Source organism: Rickettsiales bacterium Ac37b (genome assembly GCA_000746585.2).
In the GTDB taxonomy this organism is placed as follows: Bacteria; Pseudomonadota; Alphaproteobacteria; order Rickettsiales; family Arcanibacteraceae; genus Ac37b.
Genome location: CP009217.2, coordinates 750,797 through 767,941, shown reverse-complemented (window position 1 = coordinate 767,941; position 17,145 = coordinate 750,797). Strand labels below are relative to the sequence as shown.

At 29.9% G+C, this 17,145-nt stretch carries 15 protein-coding genes, 1 other RNA gene and 1 pseudogene; 6 read left to right on the top strand and 11 right to left on the bottom strand.

From position 1 onward, the window contains the following. Window positions 1-42 precede the first annotated feature (42 nt). Together purH and NOVO_03825 are read right to left on the bottom strand one after the other, a co-directional pair. On the bottom strand, window positions 43-1,602 hold the full coding sequence (purH, locus tag NOVO_03830) for a Bifunctional purine biosynthesis protein PurH (GenBank protein AIL65150.1): 1,560 nt from the start codon (window positions 1,600-1,602) through the stop codon (window positions 43-45). A gap of 146 nt (window positions 1,603-1,748) precedes the next feature. Further along, a complete protein-coding gene (locus NOVO_03825; GenBank protein AIL65149.1) occupies window positions 1,749-4,454 on the bottom strand; it encodes a putative assembly protein in 2,706 nt (901 codons plus the stop codon). Between the two features lie 136 nt (window positions 4,455-4,590). Between NOVO_03825 and rimM the strand changes: the two genes are divergently transcribed. Both rimM and NOVO_03815 read left to right on the top strand, forming a co-directional pair. Further along, window positions 4,591-5,097: a Ribosome maturation factor rimM gene (gene rimM / locus NOVO_03820; protein ID AIL65148.1), complete on the top strand. Its 507-nt coding sequence runs from the start codon at window positions 4,591-4,593 to the stop codon at window positions 5,095-5,097. Between the two features lie 22 nt (window positions 5,098-5,119). Then, a complete protein-coding gene (locus NOVO_03815) occupies window positions 5,120-5,995 on the top strand; it encodes a lipid A biosynthesis lauroyl acyltransferase (protein AIL65147.1) in 876 nt (291 codons plus the stop codon). Window positions 5,996-6,103: 108 nt separating this feature from the next. Here the strand turns inward: NOVO_03815 and NOVO_03810 are convergent, their stop codons facing one another. Both NOVO_03810 and ssrA read right to left on the bottom strand, forming a co-directional pair. Next, window positions 6,104-6,613 carry a Stringent starvation protein B gene (locus NOVO_03810; protein AIL65146.1) on the bottom strand — a complete coding sequence of 170 codons (510 nt, stop codon included), beginning with the start codon at window positions 6,611-6,613 and terminating at the stop codon, window positions 6,104-6,106. A 231-nt stretch (window positions 6,614-6,844) separates the two neighbouring features. Next, window positions 6,845-7,218: a transfer-messenger RNA, SsrA gene (ssrA, locus tag NOVO_03807) on the bottom strand. 275 nt (window positions 7,219-7,493) lie between these two features. Between ssrA and NOVO_03805 the strand changes: the two are divergent. Next, window positions 7,494-8,736: pseudogene (locus NOVO_03805) on the top strand (MFS transporter; disrupted). A gap of 277 nt (window positions 8,737-9,013) precedes the next feature. Here NOVO_03805 and NOVO_03795 read toward each other — a convergent pair. The 6 genes from NOVO_03795 to NOVO_03770 form a co-directional block, all read right to left on the bottom strand. Beyond that, window positions 9,014-9,181, bottom strand: coding sequence for a hypothetical protein (locus NOVO_03795; GenBank protein ID AIL65145.1), 168 nt, complete (start codon window positions 9,179-9,181; stop codon window positions 9,014-9,016). Between the two features lie 14 nt (window positions 9,182-9,195). Next, complete coding sequence (locus NOVO_03790) at window positions 9,196-9,342, bottom strand: hypothetical protein (GenBank protein ID AIL65144.1); 147 nt, start codon at window positions 9,340-9,342, stop codon at window positions 9,196-9,198. Between the two features lie 543 nt (window positions 9,343-9,885). Continuing rightward, on the bottom strand, window positions 9,886-10,608 hold the full coding sequence (gene ctrA, locus NOVO_03785; protein ID AIL65143.1) for a Cell cycle response regulator CtrA: 723 nt from the start codon (window positions 10,606-10,608) through the stop codon (window positions 9,886-9,888). 200 nt (window positions 10,609-10,808) lie between these two features. Further along, window positions 10,809-11,471 (bottom strand): phosphoglycolate phosphatase, encoded by a 663-nt coding sequence (locus NOVO_03780; GenBank protein AIL65142.1) that lies wholly within the window; start codon window positions 11,469-11,471, stop codon window positions 10,809-10,811. Then, window positions 11,468-12,280 carry a Pyrroline-5-carboxylate reductase gene (gene proC / locus NOVO_03775; protein AIL65141.1) on the bottom strand — a complete coding sequence of 271 codons (813 nt, stop codon included), beginning with the start codon at window positions 12,278-12,280 and terminating at the stop codon, window positions 11,468-11,470. Before proC ends, NOVO_03780 begins: the two co-directional genes overlap by 4 nt. A 5-nt stretch (window positions 12,281-12,285) precedes the next feature. Next, a complete protein-coding gene (locus tag NOVO_03770; protein ID AIL65140.1) occupies window positions 12,286-12,555 on the bottom strand; it encodes a hypothetical protein in 270 nt (89 codons plus the stop codon). Between the two features lie 79 nt (window positions 12,556-12,634). On the opposite strand from NOVO_03770, the gene lgt reads away from it, so the two are divergent. Both lgt and NOVO_03760 read left to right on the top strand, forming a co-directional pair. After that, window positions 12,635-13,432, top strand: a complete 798-nt coding sequence (lgt, locus tag NOVO_03765; GenBank protein AIL65139.1) for a Prolipoprotein diacylglyceryl transferase — start codon at window positions 12,635-12,637, stop codon at window positions 13,430-13,432. A gap of 220 nt (window positions 13,433-13,652) precedes the next feature. After that, complete coding sequence (locus NOVO_03760; protein ID AIL65138.1) at window positions 13,653-14,120, top strand: hypothetical protein; 468 nt, start codon at window positions 13,653-13,655, stop codon at window positions 14,118-14,120. A gap of 18 nt (window positions 14,121-14,138) precedes the next feature. Here the strand turns inward: NOVO_03760 and NOVO_03755 are convergent, their stop codons facing one another. Continuing rightward, on the bottom strand, window positions 14,139-15,026 hold the full coding sequence (locus tag NOVO_03755) for a hypothetical protein (GenBank protein AIL65137.1): 888 nt from the start codon (window positions 15,024-15,026) through the stop codon (window positions 14,139-14,141). Between the two features lie 114 nt (window positions 15,027-15,140). Between NOVO_03755 and tktA the strand changes: the two genes are divergently transcribed. Beyond that, the gene (tktA, locus tag NOVO_03750) at window positions 15,141-17,138 is read left to right on the top strand and encodes a Transketolase 1 (GenBank protein AIL65136.1); all 1,998 of its coding nucleotides are present in this window, start codon (window positions 15,141-15,143) and stop codon (window positions 17,136-17,138) included. The last annotated feature ends 7 nt before the right edge of the window (window positions 17,139-17,145 follow it).

The following is a 17,145-nucleotide window of genomic DNA, read 5'->3' as shown; positions in this document are numbered from 1 at the left end:
ATCTAGGATAAATAACCTACCAATCCACCCATTAATAATTATCTAGTGTTTAAAATGTCTGCTGCCTGTAAAGATCATAGCAATTGAATATTCGTTTGCAGCTTTTATTATTTCTTGATCACGGATAGATCCTCCAGGTTGTATTATAGCTTTAATGCCTGCCTTTGCCGCCATGGTAATACTATCAGGAAAAGGGAAAAAAGCATCAGAGGCAAGTACGGCTTTAGCTATGCTTTTAGCACCCAAGTTATCTGTAGCTTTTGATAATGCTATTTTTACTGAATCTACTCTACTCATTTGTCCTGCTCCAATACCTATTGTAGATTGGTTTGAGGCAATAACAATGGCATTAGATTTAACATGTTTGCACACACGATATGCAAAGAGTAAATCTTCAATTTGCTTCTCAGTAGGATGCTGTGTTGTTACGATTTGGAAATTCTTATTGTTGGTAGAAAGAGTGTCTTGTTCTTGGATTAATATACCACCGTCTATAGATCTAAGATGGTAAGAAGATTGGGTATGGCCAGAAATAGGCATTAATAGTATTCTTAAATTTTGTTTATTACATAAAATATTATGAGCATTTTTATCAATACTAGGTGCAATAATAACTTCTACAAATAGTTTGCTAAGTTCGGTGGCTAAAGAGGAATCAATAGGACGATTTAGAGCGATTATACTACCAAAAGCACTACTCATATCAGACGCTAGTGCAAGTTTGTAAGCAGAAATGATATCAAAAGCAGTTGCTGCACCACAAGGATTTGTATGTTTTATAATAACTGCTGTTGGAGAGGTAAACTCACGTATTAAGCTTACAGCTGCATCAGCATCAAGTAAATTATTATAACTCAGAGCTTTACCTTGTATTTGTGTGCTATTTAATAAAGTATGTTCCTGTCCAGTATTTAAAAAATATAACCCAGCTTTTTGATGGGAATTTTCGCCATAACGCAAATCTTGTTTACGTGTGGCAGTGAAATTTATGATATCATTTAAAGAGGAATCTTTATTGATTTTAGCTAGCCAATTGCATATAATAGTGTCATAATGTGCGGTTAATGTAAAAGCTTTTTGTGCTTGCTTACATCTAAATTCATAACTGGTGGAACCATTATTATTGTTTAATTCTTCAACAAGAGCTGAATAATCTTTAGAATCTGTTATAACTGTACGGTAGAGCATGTTTTTGGCTGCCGCTCTAATTAAAGTTGGTCCTCCTATATCTATATGTTTAATACATTCTTCTATAGTACTATTAGATGTTATAGCTTTTTCAAATTGATATAAATTTACTATAATTAAATCTATATCTAATATTTCATGTTCTTTCAGAATATTGACGTGATCTGGATGATCAGTAGCAAGTATACCTCCATGTATTTTGGGATGTAGAGTTTTAACTCTTCCATCCAATATTTCTGGAAAATTTGTATAGTCTTGTATAGGTAATACTTTTATACCTATGTCTTGCAGATACTGAGCAGTACTGCCTGTAGAAATTATGTCAATATTATAATCTAATAAAATTTTAACTACATATTCTAAATCTTGTTTATCGGTTACTGAAATTAAAGCTCTTTGTATTTTTTTTAACATTTTTACTCCTGGGTATAAAAAACCTTACTATTTATAGTAACTTTATTTTTTTAATATTTATATACTAACTATTATAAGTAATGCAAATTAAATTAAATTGCTTTAATAATTTATTATAGAGAGATTATATATCATGCCAAGAATATTTAGTTGTTCACGGGAGTCATAAGGTAGTTTTTAAGTGTATCAGCTTTTATGTCTTTATTAACGTTATCTATACTACCACTAAGATTTACAGTAAAGGAAAGAGGTTGAGCTCCAGCTTTAGGTATAAAAGCAAATTCTGTAATAGTATTTAATAACCAGCTATTGAGGTCTATATTGCCACTAAATACCCCTTTAGTACGGTCTGTTGTAAGTTCTAAAGAGGTAGTTTGTATTAAGCCATTTTGAATATTAAACGTACCATCTATAGTATTAAAAGTAGTAGAACCAGCCATAGCAGATTGCAGCATAGAATTAAAATCTTCTATATTATAATTAGAAATATTAGTACTATTTACTAATATATCTATATCTAAACCTGTAAAAGAAGCTTGTCTAGCTGCAATCACAAAGTTAGAATTTAAGTTATTAATCATCATGGCAACGGAATTGCCTTGAGTAGAAATATTACCATTAGTGCTGATATAGCCAGTTATAGACGTTATATTAAATAATTTTTCTAATAATTGTTTAAGTAATGCATTATTTAATGCATATGACATATTAAAAATCATAGGTTGAGTACTTAATAAGCCTGTAGCAGCAAATTGTCCGCCAAAAGTATAGGCGCTTATTTTTTTTATGTATAATATATAATTGCTTAATATTGCTTCAAAATCTAGCTTTTCTAAACTAACATTATTAATAGAAGCATTTTCAATATTTAGTATAATATTACCGTCAAATGTGGAAATAAAAGGCAAGTATATAGGGTCATTAGACCATTTATGAGAAGTTATTTCATTTTGCGGTGTAGTTGTATTTTGTTTCTCAGTGTTAAACGATAAAAGCTGTTTTGTAAAATTATCATTATAATTTACGCCTTTTAAGTTAATATCTATTTTGGGTCGTAGATATCTTATATCTAAAGAAAACGTACCTCCTATATCTATATCTTCTGATGTAATTGAGGTGTTTTCAAATTTTAATATGCTGGGTGCTAGTAATAAATTTGCAGTTATATGTTGTAATGGATATTTATTAATAGATAAATTGTCAATATTTAAGTTAAAGGTAGCTTCAAATTTTATAGTGCGTAGCCATTGTAAACTGCTTAAATAATTATAATTACGTTGTTTTGCATCTTTAATGAAATTAATAAAATAACTACTTAAACCCCATTGATCCAAATCTAAGGTATTAATGTTTAAATTTGTATTAATATGTAGCTTATCATGTAGTCTTAAAATAATATTACCATTTAAAGATAGATCATTTATTGTGGTATTGAGTTCAAATAAATTGATTTCTTTAGGTGTTGCTACAACTTGAGTCGAAAATAAAAAATAATTATTGTTTTTCTCTATAAGTTCATTTTTATAACCTAAGAAATTAAGAATAGGATTGATACTAGTACCGTGGGCATTAATTGATCCAGAAAATATAGGCCTTATCTCATCTCCAGATATCGTCCCACTTAATTCGATTTTAGTATCTTTGTTAAATTCTAAAACGGTAGAATATAATTCTATAATACCGTTAGATAATTCTGCATTTATTTTGACATTATTTAAATGGGAATTATTATAAATTGTATCTTTTACTTCTATGTAAAGTAATACATCTAGGTTCTTAGGTATTGAAAAAGATTGTTGTGGATTATATAGTGATTCAGTTTGGGTTAAATTGTATAAAGCTTTTTGTTCAGCGATAGAAGTTTGATTAAGTGAAGGGTGTGCAAGTAAGCTATCTAAGTTGATTTTACTAAAAGTTAAATTAATATCAATCACTGAAGAGTGAGAGATTATATCGCTTATATTACCAGAAGCCTCAATACTATTAGATTTTATATTTAAATCTTTGAAAGAAATCTCTTGCTCTGAAATTAATACGTTACTACTTAGCGTAAGAGCTTCAGAAGAGGGTATATAATTTAAAAATGGTAAATAAGTTATTAAATATGTATTTGAGAAAGCACTTAAATTTTTAATAATAGCGTTAGATTTACCTGTAACTTTCCAATTTTTATCATTATTAAGTATACCAGCCAAAGATAAATCTATATTAGGAGAAATAAGTGAAGTTTTAATACTAGCTATATTATCTTTATCATATTTAAGTTGAAAATCTAAATTAATAGTTTCCAGATTTGGAGGGGAAAGTTGGCCTTTGATGTATATATTCTTGTCGTTAACAGAAACAGTAGCAGTAGTATTATTTAATACTATTAAAGGAGTGTTAAGTTTGAGAATAGATATATTGCTGTTTTTAAATGAGATAGTGTGAAGTAAGGCTAAATATTTATTAGAAACATTATCAGAAGAAAGTAAGTTTTTTAAACGACCATCAAGTTTAAGACGTATTGTACCATTAATAAAAGTAATTTTCTTAAGATATAATTTACCCGTAAAAAGGGGCCAAATCGAAAAATCACCTTGTATGTTAACATTTTGTAGAAGGAAATTTTCTTCAAGTGTGTTTGAAGTTTTCGCTTTCATTGTACAGTTTTTAAGAGTAACACTTGGCCAGGGTAGAATTGATATATGTATTTTCCCTGTGGCATCAAAAATAAAATCTTGATTATAATTATTAATTTGTTGAACAATTTTATCTTTATAGCTATCTAAGTTAAGAAACTTAGGAATTGATGATAATATTCCAACTATTAAGAATATAATACCTATAATATAGATTATTTTTTTAGGCACGCTATTACTCCAAGGTGGTTTATTATCAAAATTATTATGATATATAGAACATTTTTTGACAACAATTAATTATTGTATTACCTTCGTATAGGCTAAAGAGAAATTATTCAAAAAATATTAATATATAAAAAAATTTATGTCTAAACGATCAGAATATACCCATATAGGTAATATTATAGCTGCACATGGTATCAAAGGTGAAGTAAAGATACAAAATTTTGCAGCTAAATATGAAAATATTTTATCATTTAAACAATTTTATGATAATTATGGTAACAAAATATCACTCAAATTTCGTTTGGGTGCGAATAATAAAATTATAGCAAGTGTAGGTAATGTTAATACACGTAATCAGGCCGAGAAGCTTATAGGTACAAAATTATTTATTGAACGTAAGGAAATAGAAAGTTTACAAGAAGAAGAATATCTGCACGAAGAGCTAATAGGGTTAAGGGTTCTCGATCAAAATAAACTTGAATGGGGTATCATAAAATCTATACATAATTTTGGTGCAGGTGATCTAATAGAGGTAATATATAATGAAAATAATGATACCAATTTTTTTCCCTTTACTAAAGAAGTAATAATAGAAATTAATATACTAAAAGGGTATTTAATATTAATTCCTCCTGAAATGGTATAATCAACAAATAACAAGATTAATTATGCGTATAATAAAACATTTTATTGAATTTCTAGTAGTTAAAATATTTTTTACTTTATTTCGTTGTGTATCAATAGATACGGCTTCAAATATAGGTGGATTTATAGGGCGTAATGTTGGTGTATATTTACCAGTGAGCAAAATTGCATATAATAACATCAAAATGACATTTACTTGTTTAGATGATAGGGAAATTAAAGATATAATTTTTAAAATGTGGGATAACTTGGGTAGAGTTTTTGGTGAATTTCCCCATATCTATAATTTAAGTAAGGAAGAATTTGGTAAACGTGTGGAAGTTCAGGGTATAGAAAATTTGAATTATATCAAAGATAACCAAAATTCAGGTATTTTTTTTTCAGCGCATATGGCAAATTGGGAAATAACCCCTCGTATCCCAATTGAACATAATATGAATTTAGCGTTAATATATAGGGCAGCTAACAATAAACGGGTAGATCAAGTAATTTGTAAAGAACGTAACAAATATGGTATACAACTTATTACCAAAGGCGCTAAAATGGCGAAGCAGATTATAGCTAGTTTAAAAACTGGTAATGCTATAGCGATGTTAGTCGATCAAAAAATGAATGATGGTATTAAAGTACCTTTATTAGGGTATAATGCTATGACTCCCACTGCCATTGCAAAACTTGCTTTAAAATTTAATTGTCCTATAATTCCTGCGCAGGTTATAAGAAAGAAAGGCGCATATTTTACAGTTAAGATTTTTTCTCCATTAGAAATAAAGGTGAGTAATAATAATTCTCAGGATATTTTTAATATTATGTATAATATAAATAATATATTAAGTACTTGGATTACTGAATATCCTGAACAATGGTTTTGGGTTCATAAACGGTGGGGTAATATATAGTAAAAATAGTTTAAGTGTTATAAAGGAATGAGTAGGAAAACCTTACTAATTGCTAGGTGAACATTGATCGACGTCGTATGCAAATTCAAATGCTTTTACTATATCCGGTTAGTGGGGTTTTTTTCTAAAACTATCAAGTGTAATGACATTTGTAGCTCCTGATTCTTTAATCATATCTTTTATATCTTTAGTGCTATAGTTAGTATCGCCATTTATAGGTAAATCTGTAGAATGACTAATCTCATCGCTGGATGAAGGTTCTGCATGCCTAAATTGTAAGCCAAATTTTACGCTTGGATCAGCAAACGCAGTAATAGCAGTAAATGGTATGACAATACGTTCTTTGGCATTCTCAAAACTTAGTATTACGCTGAAATGGTCTTCTTCTATGTGTAAATCTTCAAATTGATATTGTAGTACGATAGTCATTTCTTTTGGATATTTTTGTAGTAATTTAGATGATAACACAACTTTAGGATGAGTTGTAATGAAAGAGATAAAGAAATGATGATCACCTATCATATTCGCAGGAGTAGAAGCCAGAATTTCTAAAGATTTCTTTACAATGACACGCATTGCATCATCGATAAGGCTGCTATAGTTGATAATGTCCGCCATTTTATATCACCATTCAATAGAGAATATAGCTTTTTAACTCACTTTAGTGACATTATTGCCGTTTATATTATATATGTACCATTTGTACATCTAATTTTAGACCTCTAGCGTATAAAGCAAGCCAATTTGCTATAGTTAAAAATATTATATATTAATTAAACACAGAACACTTATATCCCAAGAGATATTGTTTAAACAATATAATAATTTACATATCTTATATGGCGAATTACTATAATGCAAGAGTATATAACAAAACTTACAGTTAATTAACAATATAAGGGGCATTTCTGTTGCCCGGTAGCCCCCAAACCGCGTTAAGTTATGCTGCTGCAGCAAAAGCAAAATTATCGTTTGCTACGTTTGCATAATTTACAGATGCCTTGTTATCATTGGCATTTCTATTTAGATCATTTTACGGCGTGATCAGACCGGACAAAAATTGTTTCTTTATTATACCCGTCGAAGCTATTTCATCCCCATAAGTAAGAATCTTGAAAATAGTTATATTTGGTGGAGATGCCGGGTACCGCCCCCGGGTCCGAAATATTTATTTCAAACAACGTTTATTGTCATAGTCTTACTAGACAAGTTTATTATACTGGAATTATTAATAAATGTGAAGGGATATTAAATATACTTATAGGCATTTTTAGGATATTTTTTGTAAAGATCTTAAGAAGGGTATTGATAGCGATTATAAGTTATGTTACACTGCGCTAACGTCTTTTTGAATTATAAAGAATCGATGTCAATACCATTACATAGTGGTTTATATCATAATTTATATTATTCGCCTTCTGTAATCGGCTGAGGCCGATTAATATATAATTTATTCTTAAGTTTGTTTTCTGTGTTAAAATCAAAAGGGTATATATGTATGTCCACAATTAAATATAAATATAAACCATTTTTAATGTGGCTTTTTCCTTTATTATTTTTTGCATATCAATTTATTCTAAGATTATGGCCTGGTTTGACATTACAATATACTATGGAAAGTTTTGCTATAGATACTAAAAAATTTGGACTATTGGCTGCCTTTTATTATTATGGTTATGCAGGTATGCAAATTCCTGTAGCTATATTATTGGATAAATTTGGTGCTAGATATATTATTGCAGCGTTGAGTGCTTTGTGTGGGCCTAGCTATGTTTTGTTTTATATATACTGATAATTTCTATATAGCGATTTTAAGTAGATTTTTAATAGGGGTAGGATCATCAGTGGGTTTTCTTGGGGTATCAAAGGTTATATCTGAATGGTTCCCTAAAGATCAATATGCTAAAATGGTTGGTTTTTCGTTTACATTTGGGTTAATGGGGGCTGTTTATGGAGGTAGACCTATTAGCTCTTTAATAGAAATATATGGTGAATATTCAATAGCTTTATCTTTATCAATCATATCTCTATTTATTGCTGGTATGATATACATGGCATTAAGAAATAAAAATAATCATTCTAAATTTCAAGCTGAATTTGTAATATCTGATCTTAAAACTATAATATATTCACCTGTTATTTGGTGTTTAGCTATTGCCAATTTGCTTATGGTAGGCGTATTAGAAGGATTTGCAGATATATGGGGGGTACAATATTTAATGATAGCATATAATTTAGATAAAAGTAGTGCAGCTGGTATAGTGTCATTTATTTTTATGGGTATGCTATTTGGAGGACCATTGCTGGCCTTGTTGAATAAAAAATTAGGCAGTTATACTATTATTGCTTTATGTGGGCTCGGCATGGGGGGTATATTTTGTTTATTATTATCTTATTATATAGCTTATACCTGGCTCGTAATACTATTGTTTTTTATTATAGGAATTATGTGTTGCTACCAGGTAATTATTTTTTCAGCAAGTGCTAAGTTAGTGGAGCAAAAAAATTTAGGTATCACTATAGCATTCTTAAATAGTATAAACATGTTAGGGGGCTCATTCTTTCATACAGTAATAGGTATGATTATGGAACAAAATGATGTATCAATTATGATAAGTAATATTAAGTCATACGAATATGCATTAAGTATAATTCCTATTTGTTCTATAATAGGAGCCATTATAATATGTGTTATAGGTATTAGATTAAAGTATAATAATATATTATCTAATGAAGCTTAAAAATTGTTATAAGATTTTTATAATATTCTATTATGAGTGTCAGTAGTAGTTTAAAAAATATAGCAAGGTAGTTAAAATAATACTATGTTTTCAATTAGAAAATTAGCATATATGTCGCTTATTGCTGTCTTAATAAAATGTTAAGCTCCTGATAAAAAAATTGCAATGTATGATGTGCCAGGAATGTGATAAATTTTTGTCTGGTAGTATAAGTAAAACGTAGGTTTTACTCTTTATAGTAAAAAACATTTGAATCACCTATGTTATAGAAAAAAGTTTAAGCAAAATCATCCAGATAAAATGCTTTGATTTTAGCATTAGCAATCACTAAAATTTTTCTCATCAAAGCATTCAAAGCTACCATTTTTTTCTTCCCTTTGGCAATCAACTTCTCATAAAAATTTTTAAGTTCAGATTTGGAATTTCTAGCAGACATAGCTGCCATAAATAATATTGGTTTTATTCCTGCTCTACCATTGGTACATCTCCTATAATCAATATATTTACCCTTGGAGCAAGTCCAGCTAGAGAGGATATTTTTCTTCGATCTAACTTACCAAGTTCAGGCAATAAGATCAATAATTCGAAGGAAACAATATCACCCATCCCTCGGTATAGACTTTAATATTTCACATTTAGAGGTTAAAACCCGATCTAGTTTAATAAAATATTAATTTGTATGAGAAGCTTCAATCTCTTTTTCAAGCGTTTTAATTATGCTCAGGCAGCTATCTAACACAGCTTTATTAACTGAAGCTTGGGACTTCTATCTTTTTCTGATCCCTTACATAGCTTTGATAACATATTTTAAGCTTATAATTAGCATATACGTCACTCTTCGTTAACTAAAATAGGTTTTGCTCTATTCTTAGCCTAGTCCCAAATACAACTAAATACATTACTTAAATAAAGTAAATATTTAAAAAGTAGAGTGAATAAGGACAAGTTGGACAATCTAAAACATGCTGCAAATGTTATAAACAAATACTACTACAGCCTGTTTCTGTGCTTATTTTAAACATTTTTATCTAAAATCAAAACAATAATTTATGTATAAAACTAAAGATAATTTATATCAAATACCATATATGCATAAGACCAAGCTTTATTTATAAATAAAGCTTGGTATAACAAAACTATAGAAAGAGTTTAGCTAGCTTCATAAGCATTATCAGGTTCTGCTGGTGCTGCAGCTTCATCAGGATATTCTTTTAAAGAATATCCTCTTCCCCAAACAGTGTCTATATAATTAGTACCAGTAGCTGCTTCCAATTTCTTACGTAATTTACATATAAATACGTCCACAATTTTCAACTCAGGTTCATCAATACCACCATATAGATGATTTAAAAACATTTCTTTTGTTAAAACGTTGCCTCTACGCATAGCAAGCAATTCCAATATAGCATATTCTTTACTTGTTAAATGTAGAGGTTTATCGTTCGCTTCAACAGTTCTTGTATCTAAATTCACAGAGACCTTATCAAATTTAATGATTGATTCAGAATGTCCTTTAGAGCGGCGTACTATAGCTTGAATACGAGCAATTAATTCACCTCTATTGAAAGGTTTAGTTAAATAATCGTCTGCTCCAGAACTTAATCCTTTAATTTTTTCAGAAGATTCTGATTTACCAGATAAAATTAAAATAGGTACCTTTACTTTAGCAGCTCTAAGGCGTAACAACACCTCATATCCATTAATATCAGGTAAGTTCAAATCTAAGATTATCAAATCATAATCATAAATCTTACCTATTTCTATACCTTCTTCACCAAATCTGGCTACTGTACATACAATACCTTCAAAATTTAACGCCTCTTCTATAGATTGAGCGGTTGAGGTATCATCTTCAACCAAAAGTACACGCATAAAGCCCCCATAGTTTGTTAAGCAAAAGTGAAACAGTTAGTAAATATTTGCTATATGCTTACAATAAAACATAACTAGCACCTGCCACTCTATAAAACCAATCAATATCAAATGTGTTCTACAGACTCATATTAACCTTTTTTGCAAAAAAAACAATATCTTTTTATACTAATTTGTTAGAATGGGTCTTTTATTGAATCCTAACGTAATATGTAATGTAATATATCTAAAAATTCTTGGTGGTTTTGAACGTGGAGAGAAGGCTTATAGTCGACGCTAGATTTTGAGGTATTTCCATATAATATAGGAGTGCAGTTTGCGTTATGCGCACATTCTATATCTATAACACTGTCACCTATAAGCCACACTTCTTGACCTATTTCAATATTACTTCCTTCTAGAGCAGCTAAAACTGGCATCACTGATGGTTTATCGTGAGTAGTATCCTGTGAGCCAATTAATTTAGTAAAAAAAGTATCTAATTGCAACAAAGATACTTCTTCGCGTAAAGAAGTGCCGATTTTATTACTCACCACTCCTATATGAATATAAGGGTTTTGTCGTAAAAATAAAAGTACTTCTTTGGCGAGAGGTAATAAAAATAAATTATTTTCTCGTAATTTACGATATGTAGTTTGATAAATCTGTGCTGCCTCTTGCCAACGGTTACCAAAAATTTCAGGCAATACTTCTCTCATAGATTTATGAGTATATAATTTGTTTGTAATTTCAGGAGTTGGTAGAATGTTCATTTGGGCCATCATTTGCTCACTGGCTTGTTTTAATAATACCCAAGTATCAGCTAAAGTATTATCCCAATCAAATAAAATAGCTTTAGGTTTTGGTAGAAAATTTAAATTCATTCTGATAATTGTCTTGATCTATTAGTTGCAGCATATAAGGTTTTATATATAAGCTCTTTAAGTCCTGGATTTAATGTTTCCAGGGCTGCTTCTGTTGTGCCTCCAGGGCTGCATACTTGATTAATAAGAGTGCTAGGAGAATTAGTTCCTTGCACAAGTAATTGTGCACTACTATTAATAGTGTTAATAGCAAGTTCATTAGATAGTTTAGCATCTAGACCTATGCTACAGGCAGCTTCTGCTAAATAATTGACCATAGAAAAAAAATATGCAATTCCACTGCCGGATAGAGCTGTAATGGTATCTAATTGATACTCGTTATCAATCCACCATGTTTTCCCTATCATATTAAACAAATAACTACTATTGTGTTTGTGTAAGTCACTTAGATTGTTATTACCGTGCAAAACAGTAGTGCTAGCTGAGACAATGGCTGCTAAATTAGGCATTGCACGTACAACTTTACACTCTTTTGTTAGATGTGTAGTAAAAAAAGAGAGGGTTTTGCCTGTGATAATAGAAATAAATAAGTTGTTTTTGTTTTGGGTCAAAAATTTATATAAAGGTATAATTTGTTCAGCAATTTGAGGTTTGATAGCAAAAACAATTGTATAATCCAGATTTTGATTAATAGCGCTATCTTTAATTTCAGGTAATGCGTTTATATCAAACATTTTTTGTAAACTATGCCAATTATTTGGTGAAATGACCGTAATTAAGCTTGGGGAAATTCCACCAGCTAGCCAACCTTTTAATAAGGCAAGACCCATATTGCCACAACCAACAAGAATAATATGTTTATTTACCATGTAAATTATTCTTGTATAGAAGAATTAGATTGAGATTCTGTTTCTGTTTGGCAGGTAGCAGATAATTTTTCTTGCTCTTTACGTATCTGTAATACCATTTCTTTTAATACTTCAAACTCTTCTCTTTTAACATAATTCATTTTTTCAAAATAGCTGCTAATTTTATTTTGCACAAAGACTTCAGTTTCATTTTTCATGTTACCTAAAGATGATAGTAGATCTCCTGTAAGTTTCGCTACATCATCAAAAAAAGTTTTATTTTGTTTTTGATTCATAGTATCCTCCTGCTTGCTTTTTAAATATAATCCTATTAATTATAAAAGTCATTATATAATCACTAAATAATGTAAATAAATGGCTATTATTTTCCCTTCTATAGATCCTGTATTAATTAATTTAGGCCCAATATCCATACGTTGGTACTCACTTGCTTATATTGTAGGGATTTTACTTGGAGTAGCGTGTATAAAAAAATTAGATAAAGAACCCAGAATATTTAATAAAACAATGTTAGATGATATGATAATATGGGTAGTATTTGGGATTATAGTAGGAGGAAGACTGGGATATGTATTATTTTATGATTTACAAAATTATTTAACTTATCCTTTGGAAATTTTAAAAGTTTGGCATGGGGGCATGTCATTTCATGGGGGGCTGGTAGGCTTAGTGGTAAGCTTATTAGGCTTCTGTAAAAAGAATAAACTAAATTTTTTGGCTGTAATGGATTTAATATCTTGTGCAGCTCCTATCGGTATTATGCTAGGTCGTATAGCAAATTTTATCAATGGAGAATTGTATGGAAGAGAAACCAATGTGCCATGGGCTGTGCTTTTTCCTTATGGAGGTCATATACCTCGCCATCCAAGTCAACTTTATGAATCTGCTTTAGAAGGATTAGTACCTTTAGTTATACTATATCTTCTTGCTACACGAACTAAAATTAGATATAAAATGGGAGCGCTATCAGGTATATTTTTGTTTAATTATTCTTTATCTCGTATGGTAATAGAATTTTTTAGAGAGCCAGATATACAATTAGGATATATATTACCTAATATTACTATGGGACAAATATTATCATTTCCTCTCCTTGTATGTGCAGTTATTTTATTAGTTAGGGCTTTTAATAGCAAATCTTATGCAAAATAAACCCCCCACATTTATTCATTAAAGAAACTTTTATTAGAAGTTTATTCATATCATCATTACATTAATTTTTGATAAAGATTAATATATAAATATTTTTTACGTATAGAGGTAATTTTAACGATTGATTAAATTAGTATAGATAACATTTTAATTAATAAGGATTAAAATCTTTATTTTTTGTAAATAAACAAAGTTAAAAAATATTAAAAGGAATAAATTTATGAGTAATATGATAGAAAAGACAAATAATAAAACCAATAGTATAGTTTCACGTATAGAGCATAGTGCTGATCGTATAATAGATGGTTTTAAAAATAAAATAGACACAATTGAAGATGCAATAATGAAGATATTTGAGGAATTTCATAATTTCAAAACTGAGATGGTTTTTCCAAAATTAGGACATGATATAGGACAATGTATAGCTGATTTAACTGATTCTGCATCAACTGCGTTTAATAGGTTGACCAAGGATTTTAATACATTAGATAAGGATTTGCATAATCCAGATATAAGAGTAGGCGCAGTTATTACAGATATTTTCAACGTAATTACAGATCTAAGATCAGGTGTAAAAGATTTAAGTTCTACTTTTAGGCACGATGTAAAAACAGTATTGAGTGACATTGATGGTATTGGTTTAGAAATACCTATACTTGGTGATAATTCATTTAAAATAGAATTATAAAAATAATAAAGGAGACTCCTATTGATTAGGAGTTTCCTTTAGATCAAGTATAGCTTTAAATGCAAATATGCTATACCCTATAGATATTAATAAAAATATAGAATGAATTGATTTAAAAGGAATAAAGTAAGCTATTATAGGTAATAATACGTTATAATATATAATATAAGGTACAGATGCAAGAACTTGAGTACGTAATAGCCCTGGGTAGGATAAGTTTAAATTTTTTATTTTAGTTAAAGCCATTCCACAGGTTGTATAGAATAATATTCGTAGTAAGTTAGATATAAAAGCTATAAATATATTAATAGGGTATAATATGAATGGTATAAACCATAATATATTAGTTCTTAAACTCGAGATCCATAGTTTTATATTATCTGGAGTTACTATGACAGTATTATTATTAGGTAACAGCTCGGTTATGTAATAACGTATAGTTTTGCCTTCTTGCCACCATGCTTTAAACATTATTTCTTTTCTAGTAATTAGCAATAATGCGTCTGTACCAGCTAAAGAAGAAATATGTTCTGTTGTATCTATAATTGCTATAACTTTTGAATTAGCAGGATTTATAATATAGATAGGTTCTCGACTGTTTGTATAGATTATACCGTTTTCTATAGTAATTTTAGGAAATTGTTCTATAATATTTTTTAAAATAGCGTTACTCTCATTTATAGAACTTGTATCCTCGTCGTCAATATTATAATTGTAGGGAATATTAGATAGGTCTATTGTGTATACTTTGTATACCCACAATATTGTAGCTGGTATTGAGGTTAGTGCAATAACTATAAATATAAATAAAAAATTATAGCTTTGCCATTTTCTGTATACATTTTGGTATAAAGGCTTGGAATAAAATGAAGCAATAATTACGCTAAAAAAATAAGATAAATTCATAAGTATTATTTGTATAGAAAAATTATTTAGGTTATACCATAGTTCAAATATGTGAAATACGTTAAAATAAATCAATTTATATTAATATCCTATAAACAAGGAATTATCAAGCATATGAATAAACTAAATCAAATTAATGACGCTATGTATAATAAAATGGCCAATAGCATTAGGATGCTGACAGTTGATGCTGTTGAGCGTGCTAATTCTGGTCATCCTGGTATGCCTATGGGAATGGCAGATGTTGCTACAGTATTAGTAGCAGAATTTCTTAAGTTTGACCCATTGCATCCAAAGTGGCATGATAGAGATAGACTGGTAGTATCAGCTGGCCATGGGTCAATGTTATTATATGCGTTGTATTATTTATTAGGATATCAAGATATTAATATTGAAGACATTAAAAATTTTAGGCAACTACATGCGAAAACTGCAGGTCATCCAGAATATGGACATTTTGCTGCTATAGAAACCACTACAGGTCCTTTAGGCCAGGGGCTTGCAAATGCTGTAGGTATGGCAATTGCCGAAAGGATACTTGCTGCTAGATTTGGTAATATTATAGATCATCATATTTATGTTATAGCAGGGGATGGCTGTCTCATGGAAGGTATTAGCTATGAAGCAACAGCTCTTGCTGGTCATTTAGAATTAAGTAAATTAATAGTATTATTTGATGATAATAATATATCTATTGATGGTCCTGTATCTTTAGCTACCTCTGAAAATCAGCTAGCAAGATTTGAAGCAGCGGGTTGGCATGTACAGTCTATAGATGGGCATAATATAGTACAAATTAGAGGTGCAATAAAAGAAGCTAAAAATAGTACTAAGCCTTCGTTAATTGCATGTAAAACTATTATTGGTTATGGAGCTCCAACTAAAGCAGCTACAGCAAGTGTACATGGAAGTCCTTTGGGAAGTAATGAAGCAGAAGGCGTAAGGAAGAATCTTAACTGGACATATCCACCTTTTATGGTTCCTGAAGAAATATTGAGTGCATGGCATAAGATTGCAGAAAAGGGCAAGGATGCTTATGAAGCATGGCATACTAATTTCGAGAGTCCTAGCCAAAAAGAAAAATTTGAAAAATTTATACAACAGGAAGCACTAAATGCTGTAGATCAAATTATAGATGATTTAAAGAAAAAAGTATTACCTACAGATTCTGAAGAGGCAACACGTAAATCTTCGGGTAAAGTGTTATCACTATTAACTTCGTGTATTCCACAATTAATAGGAGGTTCGGCTGATCTTACAGGTTCTAACGACACAAAAACTAAGACTATGCAAATAATTAATAAAGATAATTTCTTAGGTAATTATATACACTATGGCATTAGAGAACATGCGATGGCTGCTATAATGAATGGCATTGCATTATATAAATGTTTTATACCCTATGGTGGTACTTTTTTGGTGTTTGCTGATTATTGTCGGCCGGCTATTAGATTATCTGCATTAATGCAACAACAAGTTATATATGTTATGACTCATGATTCAATTGGTTTAGGAGAAGATGGTCCAACACATCAACCAATCGAGCATTTAGCATCGCTTAGAGCTATACCGGGTTTAGCTGTATATAGGCCTGCTGATATTGTAGAAGTGGCTGAATGCTGGCAATTGATTCTAAAAAATAAAACTGCTCCTGCAGTAATTGTATTAACACGTCAAAATGTACCTGTTGTACGCCGGGAATATAACAAAGAAAATTTATCTGCCTTAGGTGGATATATTTTATCAGAATATCAAGGAAGTTTTCAGGTTACTATCTTTGCTACAGGTTCAGAAGTAGCTATAGCTCTTGATGCACAGAAAAAACTTCATTCTTATAATATAGGAAGTAGAGTAGTATCAATTCCTTGTTTTGAACTATTTACAAATCAACCTGCAGAATATATAGACAATATATTGAATAATGACAGTCTTAAAATTGCAATAGAAGCAGCATCTAAGTATGGATGGTCTGATTATATTGGTAAAGATGGTGTATTTATTGGAATGAAAGGATTTGGTGCTTCAGGCAAGGCAGAAGATTTATATAAGTATTTTGGTATTACAGCAAATAATATAGTAAGCAATGTACTAGAAAAGTTAGATAAGATGTAAGTGTAAT